Source organism: Bacteroides sp. AF39-11AC (assembly GCF_003474285.1).
Lineage (GTDB): Bacteria > Bacteroidota > Bacteroidia > Bacteroidales > Bacteroidaceae > Bacteroides.
Genome location: NZ_QROH01000003.1, coordinates 552,798 through 576,110 on the forward strand (window position 1 = coordinate 552,798; position 23,313 = coordinate 576,110).

Here is a 23,313-nt window from a genome sequence, read left to right on the forward strand (position 1 = left end):
ATCGTATGATTTAAAAATTAACCGCCTGTACAAGGGTAAAGGAAAACGGTGCGCACTTCGTTTCTCTCATGGCTTTTAGTACAGTATTAGCACTAACCTTTTCTGCGGGATAGTTCCCGTGGGCGTTCCGATGATTGCCTTACTACTTACACTAAGGATAGGTAAGCCACGGGATATGTTGATAAGCGTGGTATGGTCGCTTACATACTATATGTATTTCCAGATAAATCCATAAGCAGTTTTTCTCAAACCTTTGCAACACTTTCTAATGGTGCTGCAATCATAATTGTTTTCATCGCAAGCATCAGCTATACAATTATATTCTGTGCGCGAGTTTAAATCAATAGATAACCTTATTATTGGACGATATTTTCTATTTTTTGTTTTATTCTTTTTCCTAGCTTCAATTGCTTTTATTTTAGTTATTTGATTATTTACATTTTCCTTCCGAGTTGCCCATTTTAAATTAGAAACTACATTGTTACTCTTATCAGTATCTATGTGGTCTACTTCTCTTTTGTTTAATGGGTTTCTTATAAAAGCGTTAGCAACCAACCTATGGATAGTTCTATAATATTTATGCCCATTTTTACTTAATAATATATATAAATATCCATTTCTGTTCCTTTGAGGTTTCAATACATTACCCTTATAAAAATTATATTTTGAACAATCAAAGGACTTCCTATCAATAGATTTAACTCTACCTAAGTTGGATACCATATATTCATTTTCAAAACCATCAATATTTTTCCAAATCTCTTCCATATATAATAATTTTATTGCGCTCATAGAGTAATTCGATTACTTGCATCGCGCATAACTATGAGCTTTTATAATGAATAGCGTACGGACGCCTAACCCCGTTTTCTTACTGATGAAGACGATTTTTCGGACTAAACATTTCCATAAAACACCATACAACCGTATAATGCCCACCGTAAAACGGTGTATTTTATATAATAAGACTACTTCAAGCCGTTTATCCAGTCTCCGCATTTCTGCTATGGATAATCCTTGTTTCGTATTTGTTTCTTCAAAAAGTCAAAGAGCTTATCACATGTTCCCTGAAAGCGTTTTGCTCGCTTCTTACATAGGTCTACCTAACAGGAATTATCTCCAGCTACTATCGTAGCATTTCAATGAAGGATTCAAATCAATCAAAGCTTGTCTAAAATTGTTGGCATGCTTCGGATAGTCAGTATAAACCGGGCTTACCTGCGCCTTGTATTCATCCATTTTTAAGCCAGCATCAACCCAAGCATCTTTCAAAGCCTTAGCAAAAGAATACCACTTGAAAGCCTTGTTCTTCTTCATGTAAGCCCAAGCTCTTTGCATAATGGCACGTCTGTTATATTTGCCATCTACTACTAATCTGTAATCTCTTGCTTTCATAACTATCATTTACTTCTTTTTAGGTATATCAATTATTTGGTTATCTCACTCAAACTTCGCATCTTTGCTGTTGTTTGATGATGCAAATATAGAAATTATTTCTAACTATATTCTATATAAAATAGAAATTATTTCTAATTTAACCTTTATTAATTAGAAATGGATAGTATAAAAGACAGGATTAAGGAATTCATAAAATACAAAGGGCTTAACAATAAGCAATTTGAGGATAGATGCGGTTTAGGAAATGGTTTTGTTTCTAAAATAGGAGATTCCATTAGAACTCAAAAATTAGAATTAATTTCTAAATCATTTCCCGAATTAAATATCGACTGGATAACTAGGAATGTTGGTGAAATGTTAAATACATCATCTCATAAACCTATTTATTATGAAGCTACGCCCATCCAACAAGACGTAGTTTATATCCCATTAGTCAATCAATATGCTTATGCGGGATATTTAGATGGATACACAGACATAACTTACATGGAACAACTACCTAAAATCCCTTTCATAGTAGATAGAGAAGGGCTTGGAAATTATATAGCCTTTGAGGTCAAAGGCGACAGTATGAATAATGGAACCGAAGAAAGCTATCTGGAAGGTGATAGACTTTATTGCCGGGAAATACAACCACACTTGTGGGTCAATTCTAAGCTACATCTTCGAAAATGGGATTTTGTCATAGTGCATACTGATGGCATAATAATTAAGCGTATCATAGATCATAATGTAGAGAATCATACAATCACGATTCATTCTTTAAATGATATGTATCCAGATCGAGTTATTGATTTATGTGAAGTGAAACAAATTTTTAATGTAATTGAATCAGTCAGACCCAGAAGGAGATAAAATAATGATGACGTTGTTAATATTATTAGCTTTATTAGTTTTTATAATATGGCAAAGTTTCTATAACTATAATAGATATAGAAAGCTAAAACGTATATCTAATATACCCCCAAAACAAGTTAATAAAGTAGAAACTCCTAGCCATACATCATTGCCTATTACATCTAATAAAAAAGATCTGATACCGATAATGTTCGACTGGATAGAAATTAATCAATATAAAAAAATATTAAGGTATAAATCGCTTAGATCAAAAGATATTAACTATGCCCCATATATTATTTGGAGTTGTAAAGAAAGTGAATTTTATTATTATGGGCAAATCTCTTATGAAAATAGAATAAGTATTATCAGTCAATTTCTTGGTGAGATAGTTATACACTACGAACCTCCCTGTGTAATTAAAATCATTGCTCCCCACTCCTCAAATATATTTGCACCTAAAATACAGATTCAAGACAACACTGATATTTTAGAAATTGATTACAGCCCGGAAGCAATAAAACGAGGACAGGATAAAATGAGAGAAGAATTCAGAAAGGAAAGGGAAAGAGAAGAAGCGATAAAATTAAATGAAATAAAAACCAAATTGTTAGAAAAGAAAAAGAAGAGAGAATTAGAGAAAAGAGCTCTCCAAGAGCTTATAGATGAGGGCGAGCTTTTTCCAGAAGCGAACAAACGTCCTCCAATACCAAAAGATGTTGTAGATGCTGTTTGGAATAGAGACGGAGGAAAATGCGTTTATTGTGGGTCGAATGAAAATCTACACTTAGATCATATTATTCCTTTCTCCAAAGGTGGAGATACAAGCGTTGAAAATTTACAATTACTTTGCCAAAAATGTAATCTTGAAAAATCAAATAAAATCGGATAATTAAAAAACTAGCTTATGAAAAAGATTATTTTATTAATTTGTGCCATCACTGCACTTTGTTCATGTGGAGAATCGAGTAATCAAAACGAGAAAAAAGTAAGAGAAGTAGTTGAAGAAAAGCTAAAGACTGAAATGAACGATTGGTCTAGTTATGAGTTTGTTTCTCTAGAAGTATTAGACACAATAAAGTACATTGATAATATCAACTATAGAAAGAAATATTTCAAAGAAATAATTAAAATAAAAAAAGACTCACCTATAAATTCCTTCAATTCAATAGAAAAAGATAGTCTTATTCTTATTGGAATAGATTCTATTCAAAATTTAATGGGTGATAAAGTTAATGAAGATGCTGCATATTTATATAAGTACAAGTTTAGAGGAAAGAATAAATTAGGTGCTGTTATTTTAGAAGAATATCTTATTTATATATCACCTAATTGGGAAATTATTCAGATGACAAATGACCGCAAGAATCTATATGAAAATCCGGGTGGATTTCCCGGATATGTTGAACTTGTTAAAAAGAACATGTAATACCAACAAATAGCCCGTTTTTTTAGACGGGCTATTTTATTTGCCAAACACAAAATCTATGACCTTTCTATTTGCCTTATCGATAAGGCTCCAGTCCTTTTTAATATAGGTATCAGTTACATCATGCTTGGATTTATGATTGAGTGCCATAGAAACATCGTCTATAGAAATCGCGCAATCATTTCTGGCTATAGTAGCCCAAGAATGGCGGGCTGCATAAAAAGTTAAATCCGGAATACCCAAAGCTTCACCGATTTTTTTCAGATTTACATTTATCCTATGGACGAATTGTTTATGATCTGCGTATCTTATGAAGAAATTAAAAGCACGGTCATTCAATGAGTCTTTATACCGATCCAAATAAGCCTCCAATTCAGGCTCTACCTTGATAGATATAAAGGCTTTATCGCTTCGCCTGGTTCTGGTTTTTCGACGTTCATACTCTAACCGACCGTTAACAGGAGGCTTTAAATAGAACATGTCTACGGAGTTAATTCCAAGCATGAGAAACGACATAACAAAAACGTCCCTCGCTATCATTGTCCCGATCATGTTTTCAGGCACATCGTAATATCTAATCGCTTTTATTTGATCTGCCGAAAGAGAACGTTTTTTAGTTAAAGGGGATTTGGGAATTTTATATTTGGCAAAAGGGTTATTCCCGATCCTAATGATACCTAAATCCTCATCATTAAAATCAAATTTAGCCCTATTAAAAAGAGCTTGAATTTTTGACATATATAATCTTACCCCTGAATCGGAAATATTACCTATACCACATTTTGAGGGTAATCCTTTAAGATACTCCTCGTATTTCATCAATAGAGAAGATGTAATATCAGAAAAGCATAAATTTCTATTTCCAACAAATTCTTCAAACTTATGTACTGCTATTCGGTAATTTTCCCCAATCCTCCTACCTTCTTTCAATACTTTATCGGCATAGGCATATCCATAATCAAAGAAATTTATTCCATCCGTTTTACCTGACAGCTTTTCTTTCATTAATTCGCATAATCCTTTGGCGGAATACAATTCTATGGAATGTCCCAGTTTTGAAAGTTCGCTCCTTATTTTCAGAATGTCCAGCATAACCCGGTCGTAAATTGGGTTATTTCGTTCTTTTAGTTCGAAGGTTTTCTTATTTATAAGTTCAGCTCCTACATAATGAGAAGTAGCCAAGTATGCGGATTGCCGATCATGTGTAATTCTGATCTTCACATTCCAAGTATTATCCTCCCGCTTTTGATGTTTGAGGATAACGATTTTAACGGTTGCCATGATTGTAAAACAATTAATCGTGTGAGTTCTATTTCTGTAAAACAGTCGTAAAACAATTGCGCAAATATAGCAAATTAAATTAGAAATGCTATACTTGCGCAAAACAATAAATAACAGGATATTAGAGGTAACAGCCTATAAACGTTTGAGTTCGTTGTAAATTCTTTGTACAGGAAGCCCCATGATATTATAGTAACTACCCGAGATATTTTCCACTCCGATAAAACCGATCCACTCCTGCACTCCGTAGGCACCGGCTTTATCCATCGGTTGGAAATTATCCACATAGTAGGCTATTTCCTCTTCACTTAAAGTGGCAAAACGCACCTCAGTTTGTGCAGTAAAACTACGCTGCCAGTCGGTAGTGGTTATGCATACACCAGTGAAAACTTCATGGGTACGTCCGGACATAGTGCGCAACATCTGCAAAGCATCTTCCCTATCCCGGGGTTTGCCCAACACCTTGCCATCCAGCCATACAATTGTATCGGCAGTAATCATCAATTCACCGGGCTGCATCATGGCAACGTAAGCATCCGCCTTTTCTTTAGCGATATACAAAGGTATATCCGCACCCTGCAAAGTATCAGGATAAGACTCATCCACATCGGGCAAAGTCCGCACTTCATAGTCCACACCTAACCCTGCAAGCAATTCCTTCCTTCGCGGAGAATTACTGGCAAGTATCACCTTATACTTTTTCAAATTGTCCAACACTGCCTCTTTAATTTTTAATTATTAATTATTAATTTGCTCGTCATCCTACCATCCGAAGGCTTTATCATCCATCCAAAGTCCCTGAACTTTCAGGACTTGTTCCACGACATCCCGACCACAACCATAGCCACCATTGGCATAAGATATATAGCGGGAAACAGCCTTCACTTCCGCTGATGCATCTTTAGGACAACATGGCAATCCACATTCACGCATCACTTCGATATCGGGAATATCATCTCCTACATAAAGAATCTCTTCATTTTTAAGACTATGACGGTCACGGAAATCATGATAATCATGGATTTTCACGGAAGAAGACATATAAATATCCACAGAAGGAATTCCCAAAGCCACGAAACGTTTACGAACAGCCTCAGAGCGTCCACCGGTTATGATACCCAATAGCAGTCCCTGTTTACCGGCAAGGTGCAAGGCATATCCATCCTTAATGTTCACGGTACGCATCGGTTCGCCATCCGGACTCATCGGGATAACGTTAGCACTTAAGACGCCATCGACATCAAAAACAAGGGCCTTTATCTTCTTTAAATCGTAATTGATAGTACTCACTATATTCGGTTTTTAGTTGGGTTATTTATCAAAAACAACATTACTTGTTATGCAAACGATGTATGCTCTCGCTAACCAATTGATATAATTCCTGCATCTCCGGTTCACCCGCAAGCATCTCCAGATGTTTATTGATCACATTCTCATCATAACGTACAGCTGGCCCCGTCTGCGCTTGCTTCGGTTCCAATTCGTGCACTTTACGAGCTGTCTCATCAATCAAAGGCAACATGGCATCAAACGGAAGATCATACTTTTTTAGCAATTCAGCCGCCAGGGCATACATGTGATTCGTGAAATTACAAGTAACCACAGCAGCCAGATGCAGACTTCTCCGTTGCTCGGAAGTTGCCTCGTATACTTTCTCCGAAAGAACAGAAGCAATTGCTTTTAGCAACTCTGTATCTTCAGACGAATTACTCTCTATAAAGAAAGGCACTACACGAAAATCAACTTCACGCTGCTTGCTGAAAGTCTGCATAGGATAAAACACTCCATAACGTGATGCTTTACCTTCCCAGATATTCATAGGAATACTTCCGGCTGTATGTACCAGTAAAGCATCTTCCTTTCCGGCAACAATTTCAGGTAATAATGTCACGAAAGCATCATCCTTTAAAGAGACAATATATAACCGGGCATCCTTAGACACTTCAGAAAGTTCGGTTGTATATCCAGCCTCCACCGCCTGCGCCAATGCACATGCAGCTTCTTTTGTACGGCTATATACCTGTACTATACGAAAGCCATTCTGATATAAAGCCTTAGCCAGATTAGTCGCGAGGTTTCCGGCACCGATAAAGACTATCGGCGTATCTTGTACACTCCTTTTCATCTTGTAGCCAGCCAATATAAAATAATTCCGAGAACTAACAGCGCTATAGGTAACAGATAAGCAGACATCGTACCGAGTAATGCTGTAATCAATCCGAAGTTCAGTATTAACCATAAACCGATCAACACCAGCCCTACAGACTTGTCACGCTTGAAAATGAGGAATATTACTGCTGTATAAAGCAGGAAGTTATCTTTATTCATCACCCACGGCAAGCCGATATTGGAAAAATGTATCAATTTATCCACCAGATAAAGTATGCCGAAAACAATCAGTGTAACAGCCGTAGCCCTGTAAGTATCGCGGTTATTGTTTGCTTTTGCTGCGCTCACCGTTACTTTCCTCCAAATTTATTGATATGAACTTTTTCCCATTGCAAATGTTCTTCACTAAAGGGCTTGCGCTCCATTCCCTTGTGTCCGATAGCAATGACACTGAGGACTTGTAGCTGCAAAGGAATATCGAGTACCTCGCGCACATATTCATCGGAAGGCATACCAGTAGCCGTAGAACGTTCGCGCACCTGTACCCAACAACTGCCTAAGCCCATGTCTTCTGCCTGTAACTGTATAATAATCGAAGCAATGGAAGCATCTTCAATCCACACATCACTAACCAACGGATCGGCCGTCACCACAATTGCCAGCGGGGCATCAGCAATAAACTGCGACGATTGTGCCTTACAATGCGATAGTTTTTCTAGTAATTCCTTATCATCCACCATGATAAATTGCCATGCATTTGTACGCTTGGAAGTAGGCGACATCAGTGCAGCTTTCATCAAAGCAACCACCTGTTCCTGTGTCAACTCTTCATTTGTAAACTTCCGCATGCTGCGGCGAACCTTTAGTAATTCACTGAAATTTTCCATATATCGTAATATTATTTATTAAGTAACAAGCTACCGACTATGAACTACAAGTGGCTGCGCTAACATACCCGAATGGCACTTGTAGCTCGTAGCCGGTAGCTTGTAGCTAATTTATCGTTTAAGAACGCAAAGATACGAGATTATTTTTTAAATTTGCAGTCAATGCCTTTGAAACTAACCACATATTACCACGGGAGTAACATCCCGGAACTACCGGGCAAAAATACGTTTCACTCCCTTGAGTTGTTTCATATCTATGAAGCAACCCCGGGTTATACACCCCTTCTCATTGTTGCATCAGAGGCAGGAAAGCCCGTTGCCAAGCTATTGGCGGCAATACGAAAGAGTGCTCGTTTGTTTCCACCCTCTATCATCAAGAGATGTGAAATCTATGGCACAGGAGAATATTTTGATGAAACAGTCGATAAAGAATTTGTCTTTGGCGAAATTCTACAACGGTTAACTGCCGAGGCATTGCGGGAAGCATTTCTTATTGAGTTTCGCAATCTGGAAAATTCGCTGTTCGGGTATAAATCTTTCCGCAAGAATCGCTATTTTGCCATCAACTGGCTACGGGTACGCAATTCGCTACATAGCATCGAACATGTAGAAAGTCGTTTCAGTCCCTCACGTATCCGTCAGATAAAAAAAGGATTAAAAAATGGTGCAGAAGTGCGTGAAGCCCATACTCCTGAGGAAATACGTACTTTCTCCCAGATGCTACACCATGTTTATTCCTCAAAAATACGCCGCCACTTCCCCAGCAGAGTCTTCTTCCTACGCATGGAAGAAGAAATGATGAAAGGGGAACAAAGCAAAATATTCATTGTCACTTACAAAGATAAAATTATAGGTGGCAGTGCCTGCATCTATTCCGAAGATAATGCCTATCTCTGGTTCTCCGGTGGCATGCGCAAGACGTATGCTCTCCAATATCCTGGCATACTTGCCGTATGGCATGCTCTATCTGATGCCAAGCAACGCGGCTACCGCCATCTTGAATTTATGGATGTCGGCCTCCCCTTCCGCAAACACGGTTATCGCGAGTTTGTCCTACGCTTCGGCGGCAAGCAAAGCAGTACTCGCCGCTGGTTCCGTTTCCGTTGGGAATGGCTGAATAGAATACTAAACAAAATCTACGAATAGACTTCACTCTACACTTTGGTATGTCAGCGGCGGATCAAAGTAGCGAGACATACTCTTCAGATTCTCTCTGTAAGACGGCTTTGCAAAATGAGTATTGTGGAAATAGGCATCCTGTTGTTGCTTCTTCTCCAGCTTGGCAGCATCCGGTTCCACTGTATAATTTGCGATTTGTTTACCGGAGGCATCCGATACTTCTACTTTCATACTTGCTACATCTGTCTTGATATTCACTGAACTGTTGGTTGAAACCGGAACTTCCAATGCCTGATAAGAATCGATATTCAGTTTAAGAGATACAGGCGCACCCGTCCATTCATAATGATAAATTCCGTTAGCTCCATTTTTAGAGAAGACCATACGAAGGATACCATCTCCAACGTTTACTTGTGCATCTACCTCTTTCAAATCAGAAGGAAGTTTTGGATCAATGGTAATAGAATGGTTAAGCATATCGGGACGAATACCCAAGAAATATTGATTCCACACACGGATATGTTCACTATTACTCCATGCCTGCAGAAAAGTTCCACTACGCCGTACCCATGTCTGCCCGGCATGTGGCCACGCATCTGCATTCTCCGACAAACTCCCAACAGCACCTTCGGCAAGTGCCTGACGATTCATGTTTTTGAATAACGCATAGGCTATATCCTGCTGACCGTTTTCTATCATCCGTTGCATAGCCATACCATTGTTCCAAAGCCATATCGTACCGTTATGGTACGCATCATCTTTATGATAACGATACCATTGCTCATGGTAAGGATGAAACTGTTCGTCATACTGGTCGAGCGAAGACACTCCCCACGGATATACCAGGCGTTCCCAGACTTCCTTTGTTTCATGCATCTTTAAATCTGAATCAGAAATCAAATCCAACGCATAGATAGCATTGGGGCGGAATTGCATATCTCCACTTCCATCTGCATTCAAATGATCATAAATAAATTTAGTAGCAGTGTCAACAAAGTCTTGTTCAAAGCTTAAACGAAGGTGCGCTGCCGCCTTACTCCAACATAGTGCATCTTCTTCCTTATTCATGTATCGGGCAAGGTCTGCAGCATTCCTCAACTGAGTATACCATAATGCCTGCACATCTACAGCACGATTGCCGCGTGGCGAACATGGATATCTACCCTGGCGCTTGGCATCCATCCAGGTATCTGCATCTGCATGGGTAAGATAACCTTTCTCATCAGTATACAGCCGGAGAGATGCATCCGTAGCAATCTTCACTGAAGGATATATCTCTTTTACAAAGGCGGTATCACCGGTATATTTCAGATAATCGTGCACTTGCATAACAAAGCGGGGTGTTCCATCGGTAGTATTATAGAGAACACCTTCCAGATTCAAGCGATTCGGTACACGCCCGTAAGTAGGAGAAGTAGAAATAGTATCCTGGTAACGTGCAAAAGAAGCTAGAATATCACGTGCCGTATCAAACTGTCCTGTACAGAGTACTGCACCCGGCATAGAGATAAACATATCTCGTCCCCAGAAATCCGTAAACCAAGGCAGACCGGCATACATGCCATAACCACCATGTTGATGAGTTATCAGTTGGTCGTTAGTGAGCATAATCCAGGCGAGGGCATGATCTAAAGAATCCTGATTTGTTTTTAAAGGATTATGATCTAGTAACAACTGAATACGCTGGCTACGTGTACTCAACCATTTTTCTCCTTCTTGACGAAAATCTTCTATTATTTTCCGGCTCTCTCCTTCGGTACCGAAAGCGATCAGGAAACCATCGGAAGAAGTCGAAACAGTTATCAGACTGTCAGTAAATTCTATTTCCACTTCTTTTACAGGTGCTATGCGTATTACATTCTCCGACGATTCTTTCGCAGTATAAAGTATTGAATTTCCCTCTTTCCGTGCATCTACAACATTTCCTCCTATCAACATTAATGAGATCTGTTTTCCCTGCACACTATCCATACGAACATATAATAACTTTGGTTCATCCACCAGAGAAAATGTTTCCACAGCCTTTCCATAATGGCGGACTAATCTGTCAGGATATACCGATGTGCGAGCATCTTTCCGATACAATCTTTCACCATCCACATACAAACGGTAATCAGCAAAGATACGTTTAGCATAGATATTCCACCCAGCATACCAGTCTCCCCAATCGTCAGTAGAGGTCATTCCATAGTAGAAGCCACCATTCTTATCTGTATAAGAATACTCACGAGACTGTCCGCCAGGTATAGTGATACCTAATTTATCCATATTTAACGGAGATAACTCTTTTACATTTTCACTGCAAGACATTACTAAAAAAGAAGTAGCTGCAAGTAATATACTCGCAGCTTTCTTTGAAAAACACCAATTTACAACCATATTTACAACAACTAACCTATTTCATTATTTTGCAAACCTGTACTTTACCATCTTCCATATAAACCCGTGCCATATAATAACCAACAGGTAAGGCTGACAGGCCTACAGAAGTACACCTTTCCTGCGTCATCACCAGCATTCCGTTTACAGAATATACTTCTACACGTTTAGCCTCTCCAACAGGTAACACCAAAGTATCTATTGCCTTATTATAATATATCAAAGGCACTTCCGCATCAGGAGTAGTGGTTTCAATCCCAGTCAAAGTCGGTTTAAAGTTGGTAAAGAGACGGAATTCATGAGCAGGGACAGCAATAGTCTGTGTAGCACCTGACACACTCAATGGCTCATTATCTTTCAGAAATTCATACCATGTACCTGTTTCCGGGAAAGTTACAGAAAGGTTCTTATCTGCCAAAGTAAAGTTTCCAACCACTACAAAAGACTTGCCATCAGTAGAAGTAGCTGACAAGGTACGTCCATTATCCCAGTTTGTAGTACCTACCTTCCAGCTAAATGTAGTATTCGAAGCAAATAGTTCAGGATATGAATGACGAAAATCTAAAAGGGCAGCATACGTTTCATACAATCCTTTTCGATCAGCATCTTCAAAATAGTCCCAACGTATAGGTTTAGGATCCGTACGATAACCGTCCTGATCGTCATAACTAGAACCATCACTATTGTTGTTTATAGAGAAATCATACCCTAACTCACCAAATTGCCAGATCATCTTTGGTCCGGGTACGGTAAGAAAGAAAGCCGCATTTGTGGCTAAACGTTTGGTGCGAGTAGAGAGATTAATATTACTTCCTGTTGCAGGACTCATTCCGGTATTTGTACTCGTTGTTGATGCTATTACTCCGGTATTTCCCCATTTCCAGGCTTTAAATCCTGTACGTTCCTCATCGTGACTTTCCATATATCCTACTAAACTACCAGCAGGCATACTGGATGTTCCCGCAAATAAACCAGAAAAATCGGTTTTTGGACCACTCCATCCCATAGCAGTTTCACAATATGCTTCATTTTTATTACGCCATAGCAAGATGCCCGCATCTCCTAACTGCTTTTCTTCACTGAGAGCTGCCAGATGTTCAAAAATAACATAAGCACCCGGTTGTCGTTCTTTTACGGCAGCCGACATACGCTTCAGGTTATTAATACGTGCATTATCCGGCCCATTTGCCCAGTCATTCACTCCATAAGGAGTATTAGAGAAACCTTTCGTAAAATCATAACGGAAACCATCAATTTTGTATTCTGACATCCAGAAACCAGCTACACTATCTACCAGAACACGGGTATATTCACTATCATGATTAAAATCATATCCCCATGAGAGGCTCGGATTCTTTATATTTGATTCTTGATTATACCACGGATTATCAGCAGAGGGCTTTCCATCTGCATCCTTATACAAAAGATAAAAAGGAGACTGACCAAAGCTATGATTCAGCACAAGGTCGATAATAACAGCCATCCCTTGACTGTGGCATTCATCCACAAAAGCTCTTAAATCATTCTTTGTACCATAATACTTATCCACGGCAAAATAGAATGAAGGATTATATCCCCAACTCGTATTTCCTTCGAACTCATTAATAGGCATCAATTCTATAGCATTTACTCCCAGATTCTTTAAATATCCCAGCTTTTCTTTTGCAGCGTTAAACGTATGTTCTTCAGTAAAATCACGAACCAACATTTCATAAATAACCAATTGCTCAGAAGCCGGGCGTTCGAAGTTCTTTACTTTCCAATTATATACAGTCTGTCCTGTTTGTAATACAGAAACAATACCTTCTGCTTTTCCGGCTGGATAAGGTTTCAGATTCGGATATGTCGTACTTTCAATATACTGGTCGTTCCAAGGATCCAGAACTTTATCTGTATAAGGATCTGCAATATAAATAGAGCCATCTACCAAATATTGAAAAGTATATTCTTCACCTTTTATCAATCCGGAAAGAGTTATCCAGAAATATTCACCATCTTGTTTCAACTGATAATCGGATTTAGGAGTCCAATCATTAAAATCACCCACTACATATACGTACTTCTTTTTTGGAGCTTGTAGTACCAAAGTTACTTCTGTATCACTGATATAGTTAATACCGGGACGTACACCTTTGGGCATTGCCTCCGAGATACTTGTTCCATTCAGCACTGTTACTTCTTGTGTAGCAGAAACAGTTTTACCATTAGCGGTAGCTTCTGCTTTCAACGTATAGCTTCCGGCAGTTGAGAATGTATAAGATTGGGAAATTGTAGTAGCATTAGCTTTCGTAGCTATTTCAGTAGCACCTACATAGAGTTTTAGAGTTGAAGCAACAGAAGCAGAAGCTTTAATTGTAAGAGCAGTATTTGTGATCAAATTTTCTTTCTCAGCAGGCTGATCGAAACGAACGGTTAAACCGGCAGTATGAACATCTACGAATATATCTTTATTACCCGTATCCTTGCCTTCTTTTGATGTATCTGCACTACGAAAAACAAAAGCCAGTTGTTTTACTGTTTCTCCATCTTTAACGCCATAATATTCACGAATATTAGGGGTTATTTTCAGTTGCCATTTATCATTTCCTAATGAAGTCAGTTTATACTTCGCCGAGTTATCTCCCCAAGTTGGGGCATATTGCCAACTTGTACCCGTACTGAGTATCACTCCTGTATGTGCATACACATCACCAGTAAAGCCTTTCAGTCCTGCGGTACCTTTCGTTGCATCAAAGATAATGGTTACCTCATCATTTTCTGTTGGGAAATCCGGAGTAGTAGTTACTATTTGCGCTTGCATAGCTAAAACAGCTAACAAGCAAATAAAAAAAGCGTAGAGTCTTTTCATTCGGTATCAATTTATGAGTTAATAGTTCAAAAGTACAGTAGTTATCTCAAATTATCAAGTGCTTGAAACAGAAGGAGAAGAAGAAGTAATGCAAACGGTTGCATGAATCAAGAAAAGATTATCCTACTACTTTTTTAGCGCAACCTCTTTATCTCCTTGCACTAAATATGAAGGAGTAAATCCTACTACTCTCATGTAATGCTTCATCCACATCAAGTACAGGCAAATTATTCACATCATCTCATTGAACATCCGCATATCTTTTTTCAATATTCATAAAATTCTCCACTACTCTCCAATATTCTTCCTTATCATGTGGACGTGGTTGCCAATCAGGATCGGGACTATTACTCACAGCTTCATTCCAATTAGTATCATCCATAAACTTATAGTCAACCGTACAAGAGGATAATTCTCTTATTGGTTTAAGGAATATATATCCATCGAACAAATCGGATAGAATAAAATCTTTATGCCCCATTGAATAATAACTATAATCGCGTAATTCACCAATATGAGAACCTTTCAAATCAAAGCCAATGGGGTTGTTCTGAGATTTTTCCATTATTAGTTCTAACTTTCCAGCCGCTGGGGAAATTAATGTTGGTTGCTGATTAGGATAATTAAAGAAAGGCTGGTGCAAAGCTACAGATACTACTTTATTGCCATATTTATCGTACAGCAAATTTCCTAAAAAACGATTCTCATAACGTACAAAACCAGGAGAAGTATAATCATAATAAGGAAAACGGTAGGACGTAAATGCATGAATAGTCCCAGTCAGAACCAATATTTTCTCGTGAACAGCCAACACTTCACGTTCCAACAATGCACACCGAAAGTCTTCTGTATTCCCTAAAGGAAACACTTGCTTCATATTTTCCGGTGTTCTAGCTCCTTCAAACTTTTCCCAATTGTAGCGATAACTAATATTTAAAACACGAAACTTTTTCGCTTGCTCCGGTAATGAGTGATTCCATTCCCAAGCTGCTTTATAAAGATTCATATACTCAACTATAGCCCAACGGGTATTATAATTGAACATCAATTGACGAGCTAAATTCTCATTATATCTTGGTGCATTTATCAATGAATCCAATTGCTTCTGATCCTCATATGCTCCAAATTCCATACCTAACATATAGATACCATTCGCATACAACTTCGGTATCATTTTTCTAACGAAGTCCAAATTTTCCTTAACGCCATGGTCTTCAGCCAATAACACGATGTCAGCATCTTTAAACTTAGAAATCAAATAATCATCAGGCGACATATCTGTATCCTTTTTATCACAAATACAATCTTTTCTATCAGTTCCTAAAAGAAATAATAACGGATTATCTAAACGCTTATTCCAATCCACTTCCGTATGCGCAGCTCCCGGAAACACTTTAGACACCCACATTGGTCCTTTCCAGCCTTTCTTCCTCATCAATTTGTCCAGTTCATCCTGATAAGGAGGATAATAAGCATCTAAGGTAGCATCTCCTCTATCCATATAAATTATACGACTGTTAGCCGTCGGAAGGTTCTCATCAAGATAATTCCTAAAAGCTCTCGACCATTGGTCCGCTTTTTCTTTAGATAGTTCCTTACTTAATATCATGGGAACATGAGTCGACATACATGCAGCCCCTCCAAATACTTCCGGGTATTCACAAAGTGCATATAGTGAAATTAGGCCACCCATACTGGAGCCCATCACAAAAGTATGCTCAACACTCTTATTCGTGGAATATTCTTTATCAATAAAAGGCTTTACTTCTTCTACCAGAAAACGAAGATAGTTATCTGCATTAAAACTAACATTCCCCGAAACTACACTATCTGGTAAATTCCTCAATGCTTTTTGAGGAAAGTAGTCTGCATATCTCGTTTCCGGGATATTTGCCACTCCTACAACAATACAAGACCTAATCTTCTTTTCATTCAAAAGTTTTCCAACAACTTCATCGATTCCCCATTCTTGTTTATTCCAAGTGGTATTTGCATCAAACAGCATTTGACCATCATGCATATAAAGAACATCATATCTTTCTTTTGTTGAGTAATCTGTAGGTAACCATACGAAAACATCACGAGAAGGAACAATGGTAGAATTAAATCGAGAATATTCTATAAGTTTCCCTGATGATATAGTTTGTTGAGCAATGGTCCATTGGCACAGCAACAGAGATAATAATATAAATAAAAGTCTTGTTTTCATACGCTAAATTATAAAATAATCACTCTCTTTTTCCAGATTCTCCTGTAGCACCATTTCTTTTAAATTACTCCAATCCAATTCAAGCATTAAAAATACTATAGGAGCAATACTTTCTTCATATCCCAATATTATAATTGGAGCACAAGCACTTCTTTAGGTTGTAAATGAAGTATTCTTCCTAAGGACACATCACCGTTCGTCAACACATTCTTCGAACTAATCTTATCTCCTATTACTTCTTTATAAGGAGCCAAGTCCAAATCAACTTCTTTATTTATTCCATTCATTATAACCAGTATACTCCTTCCATCATAGGAACGCTCATACACATATACATTATTACGAGGCATAAAATGTTTCATCTTACCTTTAGAAATAACATCATTTCCTTTACGCCAATGCAGTAACTTGCTCATAAAATCGAAAGCTTCCTGCTGCATAGCCGTTCTTCCATTTTCCTGGAAAACAGACATTGCATCTCCTTTCCAACCTCCCGGCATATCCGGACGTACATACCCAAAATCTATTTTATTACTACCAGACATTAGTAATTCCTGCCCATAATACAATTGTGGTATGCCCGGAATTGTCAATAACATGGTAACTGCCTGTTTATATGCATTCAAATTTTCCGGATCCTCCAACAAGAAGCGATCCGTATCATGATTTTCAAGTAGACGCATCACATTGTTTATGTCAGGATAGCAAAAATCATAAGCAAAATGTTCGAAAAGAAGCTGTAAACCAGTATCCCAGGAAGTTTCTTCATGGAAAACTTTACCAGCTATTGTTCGCAAACGAAAATCCATCACAGATTTCAGCTTTGTATTAGCTTTCTCATTAACCACACTATTTTGTTGCCAATATGCAGTACCTACAGGGTTATTGGGAATCATTACTTCACCTACAATATTGAAATTTGGATATTCCTCAAAAACTTCTTTACACCAACGAACCATCATATCCGGATCCGGATATACATATGTATCTTGGCGAATACCATCTAAATCTGCATATTCAATCCACCAGATTGAATTCTGAATCAAATAATCAGCAAGAAAACGATTTCTTTGATTTAAATCGGGCATTGTAGGCACAAACCAACCATCCGTCAGTTCCTGCTTATCTATATCCGAAGCATAAGGATCAAAAAATACAGTTTTATTATGATTGGTCTCGATATATTTATGTGAATTATTAAACCAATTCTGCATTGGTGGATCAAGCAGCCAAGGATGATTGGTTCCACAATGATTAAAAACCATATCCATTATCAGTTTCATTCCACGTTGATGCATAGATTCCGCCAAACAAACATAATCTTCATTAGTTCCTAAACGAGGATCTATTTTATAGTAATCCGTTGCAGCATAACCATGATAAGAGCCTTCACCCATATCATTTTCCAAAACAGGAGTTGTCCAGATTGCCGTAATCCCCAAGCTATCCAAATAATCAAGATGTTGCATAATACCGGCTAAATCACCACCATGACGAGCATTTACATCCTTACGATTTACTGTATAAGGATACTTCATCTGTATATGATCATTGCTTTCATCACCATTGGCAAAGCGGTCCGGCATTAATAAATATACGACATCAGAAGAATTAAAGCCAATCCTATCTTCTCCCTTACGCTGGCGTTCTTTCAATTCATAAGTATAATTCAGCTTACGTTTTCCTTTAACGAATTCTATCTGAAATTTACCCGGTACCGCATCTTTTACGTCTAAATACAAAACCAGATAGTTTGGACTCTCCATTGGGTAGACCTCCTTTAAGACAACTCCCGGATGATTTATTTCAGGTTTATATGTTGCTATATTTGAACCATATACCATCAACTGTAAACAGGTGTTTTTCATGCCAGACCACCAAAAAGCAGGTTCCACTTTTTCTATCTTCTCATTTTTCTTTCCTGAATAATGTGAAGAGAGCCAAGTTGAATTATCCTGTGAAGGAATAATAGAAGATTCAAACCTAGAATATTCAATAAGTCTTTCTGACGACATGATTTGTTTAGCAAGTCCCAATTGACATAGCAATAAAGCAAAAGATAAAAATAAAGTTTTAGTTTTCATCATACATAAAATAAAAGATACTATTTACAAAGGTTGAACAAACAGATTAAACTCTTTCATTGCCGGAAGAAGTTTGCCCATATGGTCATCAAAAAGTCCACGATTAAGCCAACCTTCTGTTACATTATTACCGCAAGCGTTTTCCTCGGGAAACCACCCAATTAATCCCGTCACGTTGACATGACGACGTAATTCAGCCACAAGTTCGTGATTGAATATGCGCTGTCCTTCAGCTGTTTTAGATTAGTGATTGTTTCAATGAAAAGCAAAAGCCCCCTTCCCCGTTTTTCAATGCGAGAAAGAGGACTTCTATAAAATGCCAAATAGTCTTGAGCTAAAAAATACTATAGATTATCTACAGCCAACTCCAATTAGTTAGCTGCTACAATCGTACAATAAGATTTACCTTCACAAAGAGGATAAAGGTTGATGGTATATTTACCAGCTGCCTCAATCTTCAAATTAGCACCGTCATTGGTAGTCAGACTTTCGATAGTACCGCCCCAGCTAATATCCCAAGCATCGTTAGCACGGAACTTAAGTTCACCCTCAGACAGTTCAGCAGTAATAGACCAGCAATGGTTCTCCACGCTATATACCATATCTGTATCAGCATCCCAGCCCCCAGAAGTGGCAGAACCAATGATACCTATCGCAATGGGAGTCAAGGTATAACTCTTTTCATTCAAGTCAACAATCACCTGATAGAAACCTGCCTCTTCGGTCATCATTATATTGGCAGCATCAGCAGCCGTACTGAAATCTGCACCATAGTTAGTACCATTCCAACTTTCCTCCGAACTGAACTTGAAACCATTTTGGTTGAGATACATATACCCCTTATAGATGTTATTAAATTCAGGACTTGCCATCACATCAATATGTTTCCACCCATTTGCATCACCAGCCATATAAAGATAAGCAGTAGCAGGAGCAACCGAATAAGTGTAATTAACAGCATCAAATGTAATTATAAAATGCCCTTGTCCAGTAATTGTAGGAGTTTCCACATTATACACATCACCTGTCCAAACAGCAAAGTTTTCAATCTTATCATCACCATTTACACGGCAACCAATCTGCCCAGCATTGGCACCATCCCAACCGGCAGCTATATCATAAGCTTTATATAGCTTAAACCAATTAGAACCTCCATTCTTAGTTTCTATTGTAGCTTGATAAATGCCCTCTTTACCTTCAACCAGCTCCATAGGAATAGGATTTTCTACGTCCCATCCACTACCATTTTCTACAAAATCCCCCATCAGCACATATCCATTAGCTGAAATTTCCGGAGTAGTAATTGGAGTAAGTTTGGCTTGAGAAGTACCTGAAGTATTTACCGCTTCACCGTTTTTCAATTTAACAGCAACATTCATATTTACATTGAGTACACGCTCTACATGAGCACGGCTGAAGAAGGCATCACGAACAACTGAATCAAGTTCAAGAGTATTCACCTTCACAATATTCCCTTCTTTAAATGCCGCATTGATAGTCACACCGTTAATATTTATGCTGTTCATCTTAATAGAAGCCACCTCTGAATTCGATGAAGAGAGAACGGCAATTTCCACAGAGTCTGTCTTTTGTTCTTCCGCTTCGATAGTACTGTAAAACTTATCCATATCCACAACTGCATCGGAACCTGCGGCAAAACTGATTTCATATTTAGCGGCCGCTTCTTCAGGAGAATTGGATTGGGGGTCAGCCCAATCCGTATAATCTTCCGTACAAGCACCTAAGGTAATTCCAGCGAGGAATATACCTGCGAGTATTTGATTTTTCTTCATAATGTTTTTCTTTTAAAATAAGATTATCATTCAGGTTATTTTACCTCACCCGTATCTACACCGTCTTCAGTAGCACCTACAGTAAGATAGAGTTTCTGGCCCGCTCCAGCATTTACGCTGTATTCAGAACCCATATCAGTGTTCCAATTGCTGGCTATATTTGCATTCTCACGCCAGAAAACTTTACCCTCCAAAAGCGTAAATTCAGTTTTCCACCAATCAAAATCACCTACTTGAGCATAGGCACGTAGTTCACCTCCAGATACAAATTCAGCAGATATCCATTGACCAGTATTATCAGCGGGAGCAACCATCGGGGCAGAAGGAGGCGTAGGAGTAAATCCTCCATTAGCATCACCTGTAACCAGAAGTTGTGCAGGATAAAAAGTCAGTGTGTAATCAATAGCTTCACCATTAATCTTACCCTTAATGTAGAGTGTATACCATCCACCATTTTTCACTTTCACATTACCACCATTATCAGAAACATCCGCACCGGCTTGATCATCAATAGTTTTAAAATCGGCATGGCCCAGCCATTGTTGAGGATAAGTTCCCCATTTGAATTCGGCATCATTAGGAAGGTAAACTATTGTAAAGAAGTTACCGGCCATACCATTAATAAGTGCCATTGGTCTCCAAGTTGTCCAAGCAGTTCCGATACTCGAACCGCATACATAGATATCCTCAGGCAATGTAATACTCGGAGCCTGATAAGTAGCTATCACTTGTATCTTTATAACATTAGAGTAACAACTCCCCAACTCCATACCATTAACATTGGCATGTAAGCGTACATAGAGGTCTTTCACTTCATTAGAAGGATATGTCACACCTTCATTGGCATCCTGAAACATAGTAATTACAGCATCATTCAATCTACTACCCGATACTTTAATGGTAGCAGAAGTCGAGCTTGCCACAACTTTGTACACAGGTTCTTCCGCACTGAAATCTTCAAAAGAAATCTCCACATCATAGTTAGTACTCAAAGGTATGCCACCATAATCAGGTTGGCTGGTAGTAAAAGTGAGTTGATCAGTAGTCAGCAAGTCCAATACATTATTGGCTGCGTTGGCAGGCATATTCAATACAAATCCTGTAGTATTTTCGTGGAATGTAGGATTGCTATCCATATCTTTCTCACATGAGGTGACCAACACCAAAGTAAGAACGGGCAGCAACATTCCTAACAGTATCTTTTTCATATTATTGTTTCGATTTTAGTAAATTCGGTAATAAATTCTATTAATAACGCGGATTTTGAGACAAGTTCTCATTGCCATTAATGTCATCGGCAGGAATAGGATATACGTTAAAGAAGTCTTCCACGCTCTTTCCTTCTGCTACACCACCCTTAAAATCCCAAACGTATTTGTCACCTGTGAAAAGACCAAAACGGATCAAATCACTACGACGACGACCTTCCATATAGAACTCACGACACCATTCATCAATAATATATTGTTCGGTAATGGTAGCAGGAGTAGAAGCACCTGCACGGCTACGCAAAACTTCAATATCAGCACGCGCTTGTTGCGGGTCACCAGTCAAACGGAACTTAGCCTCCGCACGAGTCAGATACATTTCAGCATAACGTATCAAAGGGATATCCACATCGGGGAATTCATTATGTGAAGTCGCTGCACCATCTGTACGAATGTTACTCCATTTCACAATAGAAAGACCGGAGTTAAAGCCCGCAATTTGTTCAGCCTGTAACTTACGAAGTCCGCCACCACAACCCGAATAGAACAATGCACGATGGTCGTTAGCCTTCTTCTGCACATCTTTGGTAGTAGTACCTGCTGCTTCATCAAGAGCGATAATCTGAGCCTCAGTAGCTCCATCGGGGGCTTTCACAGTAGCAATCGGACAATCTTCGAGCGTAGAGAAGAATTTCTTAACCAAAGCTGCACGGGAGAAGTTACAGCTCCAACCATTGGAAGTACCCATATAAGGCATTCCGGTGATACGGGTAGAACTTACCAGATAGTTGGCACCACTATAACATTTTGTTTTTGCACCATCCTGACGGATAGGCAGGATGATTTCTTTCATAGCTTGCGGATTTTGGTCATTATCAGCCATAAACACTTGTTCATAACCAGTATAGCCATTCTTTTCAACTTTAGAAAGTTCATATTTCCCATCAAGCAGATCGCAATAGTCAATAGCCTTCTGATAGTCTTTTACCGCACCTTTGGTATAAACAGCAGAGTTCAGAGCCAAACGGGCATGGAGCATATAAGCGGCACCTTTATCGGCACGTCCAAAGTTAGAAGAGTTATTGAATGCACCCACTTCGGCAAGATCCGGTTCTATTTCGGTCAACTCCTTGTCAATCCAGTCATAAAGTTCTTTACCAGCTTTCTCTACGGGCAACTCATAAATGTCATACGTAGTCTTGAAAGGAGCCTTTCCCCAAAGGTCGAGGAAGTACCACATGTGAAGGGCACGCAAGAAACGAACTTCTGCACGATACTGTTTATAATCAGGATCATCAGCTTTATCCTCAGTGTTAGTGAGATAGAAATTACAAAGAGTAACATCAAAAGCCAGACGCTGGAACGTCCATTGCACGCGAACAGATGAAGCCGTCCAGTCAATATTGGTGATTTGAGGAATATCAGCGTCAGTCTGCCAAGCCCAAAGGCATTCATCGGTACAAAGTTCTTGCAGATTGAATGTAGTACGGTAGAATCCGCTTTCACCTTCATCACTACTGATATCTCCACTACCGGCAGGACCTTTCTGGCCTGTCAGGCCCAGTGTACTGTAGATTTTTGCCAACAGTTCCATATCTCCATACGATGAACTGGACTGCGGATCGATAGACGAAATATTCAAGTCGTTGACGCACGACGTTGCCACTCCACCCATAAGAAGGGCTGCAAGGGCTGTTTTCAAAAATATATGTTTCATCATTATATGCATTTA

General features: G+C 38.7%; 20 protein-coding genes. 4 read left to right on the forward strand and 16 right to left on the reverse strand.

Annotation, left to right across the window (positions count from 1 at the left end; genetic code table 11):
• Positions 1-207: 207 nt before the first annotated feature.
• Both DW036_RS07980 and DW036_RS07985 read right to left on the reverse strand, forming a co-directional pair.
• Positions 208-768 carry an NUMOD4 domain-containing protein gene (locus DW036_RS07980; protein ID WP_158585951.1) on the reverse strand — a complete coding sequence of 187 codons (561 nt, stop codon included), beginning with the start codon at positions 766-768 and terminating at the stop codon, positions 208-210.
• Between the two features lie 345 nt (positions 769-1,113).
• Positions 1,114-1,395 carry a hypothetical protein gene (locus DW036_RS07985; RefSeq protein WP_118462795.1) on the reverse strand — a complete coding sequence of 94 codons (282 nt, stop codon included), beginning with the start codon at positions 1,393-1,395 and terminating at the stop codon, positions 1,114-1,116.
• A gap of 159 nt (positions 1,396-1,554) precedes the next feature.
• Between DW036_RS07985 and DW036_RS07990 the strand changes: the two genes are divergently transcribed.
• The 3 genes from DW036_RS07990 to DW036_RS08000 are packed head-to-tail and all read left to right on the forward strand — an operon-like array spanning position 1,555 to position 3,664.
• The gene (locus DW036_RS07990; protein WP_118462798.1) at positions 1,555-2,253 is read left to right on the forward strand and encodes a S24 family peptidase; all 699 of its coding nucleotides are present in this window, start codon (positions 1,555-1,557) and stop codon (positions 2,251-2,253) included.
• On the forward strand, positions 2,225-3,127 hold the full coding sequence (locus DW036_RS07995) for an HNH endonuclease (RefSeq protein ID WP_233560346.1): 903 nt from the start codon (positions 2,225-2,227) through the stop codon (positions 3,125-3,127). Before DW036_RS07990 ends, DW036_RS07995 begins: the two co-directional genes overlap by 29 nt.
• A gap of 15 nt (positions 3,128-3,142) precedes the next feature.
• Entirely contained in the window at positions 3,143-3,664 is a 522-nt protein-coding gene (locus DW036_RS08000) for a hypothetical protein (RefSeq protein WP_118462801.1), read from the forward strand.
• 36 nt (positions 3,665-3,700) lie between these two features.
• Here the strand turns inward: DW036_RS08000 and DW036_RS08005 are convergent, their stop codons facing one another.
• From DW036_RS08005 to DW036_RS08030, 6 genes are all read right to left on the reverse strand, one after another.
• A complete protein-coding gene (locus DW036_RS08005; RefSeq protein ID WP_118462804.1) occupies positions 3,701-4,945 on the reverse strand; it encodes a site-specific integrase in 1,245 nt (414 codons plus the stop codon).
• Positions 4,946-5,080: 135 nt separating this feature from the next.
• On the reverse strand, positions 5,081-5,662 hold the full coding sequence (locus DW036_RS08010) for a Maf-like protein (RefSeq protein WP_118462807.1): 582 nt from the start codon (positions 5,660-5,662) through the stop codon (positions 5,081-5,083).
• A gap of 45 nt (positions 5,663-5,707) precedes the next feature.
• Positions 5,708-6,235: an HAD family hydrolase gene (locus DW036_RS08015; RefSeq protein WP_022392814.1), complete on the reverse strand. Its 528-nt coding sequence runs from the start codon at positions 6,233-6,235 to the stop codon at positions 5,708-5,710.
• A gap of 40 nt (positions 6,236-6,275) precedes the next feature.
• Complete coding sequence (locus tag DW036_RS08020; RefSeq protein ID WP_118462810.1) at positions 6,276-7,070, reverse strand: Rossmann-like and DUF2520 domain-containing protein; 795 nt, start codon at positions 7,068-7,070, stop codon at positions 6,276-6,278.
• The gene (locus tag DW036_RS08025) at positions 7,067-7,402 is read right to left on the reverse strand and encodes a hypothetical protein (protein WP_118462812.1); all 336 of its coding nucleotides are present in this window, start codon (positions 7,400-7,402) and stop codon (positions 7,067-7,069) included. The genes DW036_RS08020 and DW036_RS08025 overlap by 4 nt, the downstream gene beginning before the upstream one ends.
• A gap of 2 nt (positions 7,403-7,404) precedes the next feature.
• Complete coding sequence (locus DW036_RS08030; protein ID WP_022392817.1) at positions 7,405-7,941, reverse strand: nitroreductase family protein; 537 nt, start codon at positions 7,939-7,941, stop codon at positions 7,405-7,407.
• A 162-nt stretch (positions 7,942-8,103) separates the two neighbouring features.
• Between DW036_RS08030 and DW036_RS08035 the strand changes: the two genes are divergently transcribed.
• Positions 8,104-9,087, forward strand: coding sequence for a GNAT family N-acetyltransferase (locus DW036_RS08035; protein ID WP_118462815.1), 984 nt, complete (start codon positions 8,104-8,106; stop codon positions 9,085-9,087).
• A 3-nt stretch (positions 9,088-9,090) separates the two neighbouring features.
• Here the strand turns inward: DW036_RS08035 and DW036_RS08040 are convergent, their stop codons facing one another.
• The 8 genes from DW036_RS08040 to susD form a co-directional block, all read right to left on the reverse strand.
• A complete protein-coding gene (locus DW036_RS08040; protein ID WP_233560347.1) occupies positions 9,091-11,328 on the reverse strand; it encodes an amylo-alpha-1,6-glucosidase in 2,238 nt (745 codons plus the stop codon).
• Between the two features lie 127 nt (positions 11,329-11,455).
• A complete protein-coding gene (locus DW036_RS08045; RefSeq protein WP_118462821.1) occupies positions 11,456-14,287 on the reverse strand; it encodes an alpha-amylase family glycosyl hydrolase in 2,832 nt (943 codons plus the stop codon).
• A gap of 241 nt (positions 14,288-14,528) precedes the next feature.
• On the reverse strand, positions 14,529-16,496 hold the full coding sequence (locus DW036_RS08050; RefSeq protein WP_118462824.1) for an alpha/beta hydrolase: 1,968 nt from the start codon (positions 16,494-16,496) through the stop codon (positions 14,529-14,531).
• Between the two features lie 128 nt (positions 16,497-16,624).
• Positions 16,625-18,583 (reverse strand): glycoside hydrolase family 13 protein, encoded by a 1,959-nt coding sequence (locus DW036_RS08055; protein ID WP_233560348.1) that lies wholly within the window; start codon positions 18,581-18,583, stop codon positions 16,625-16,627.
• Positions 18,584-18,604: 21 nt separating this feature from the next.
• Entirely contained in the window at positions 18,605-18,781 is a 177-nt protein-coding gene (locus DW036_RS08060) for a hypothetical protein (protein ID WP_233560349.1), read from the reverse strand.
• A gap of 170 nt (positions 18,782-18,951) precedes the next feature.
• On the reverse strand, positions 18,952-20,373 hold the full coding sequence (locus DW036_RS08065) for a DUF5115 domain-containing protein (RefSeq protein ID WP_118462827.1): 1,422 nt from the start codon (positions 20,371-20,373) through the stop codon (positions 18,952-18,954).
• Positions 20,374-20,408: 35 nt separating this feature from the next.
• Positions 20,409-21,581, reverse strand: coding sequence for a SusF/SusE family outer membrane protein (locus DW036_RS08070; RefSeq protein ID WP_118462830.1), 1,173 nt, complete (start codon positions 21,579-21,581; stop codon positions 20,409-20,411).
• A 40-nt stretch (positions 21,582-21,621) separates the two neighbouring features.
• Complete coding sequence (susD, locus tag DW036_RS08075) at positions 21,622-23,298, reverse strand: starch-binding outer membrane lipoprotein SusD (RefSeq protein ID WP_187374568.1); 1,677 nt, start codon at positions 23,296-23,298, stop codon at positions 21,622-21,624.
• Positions 23,299-23,313 lie beyond the last annotated feature (15 nt).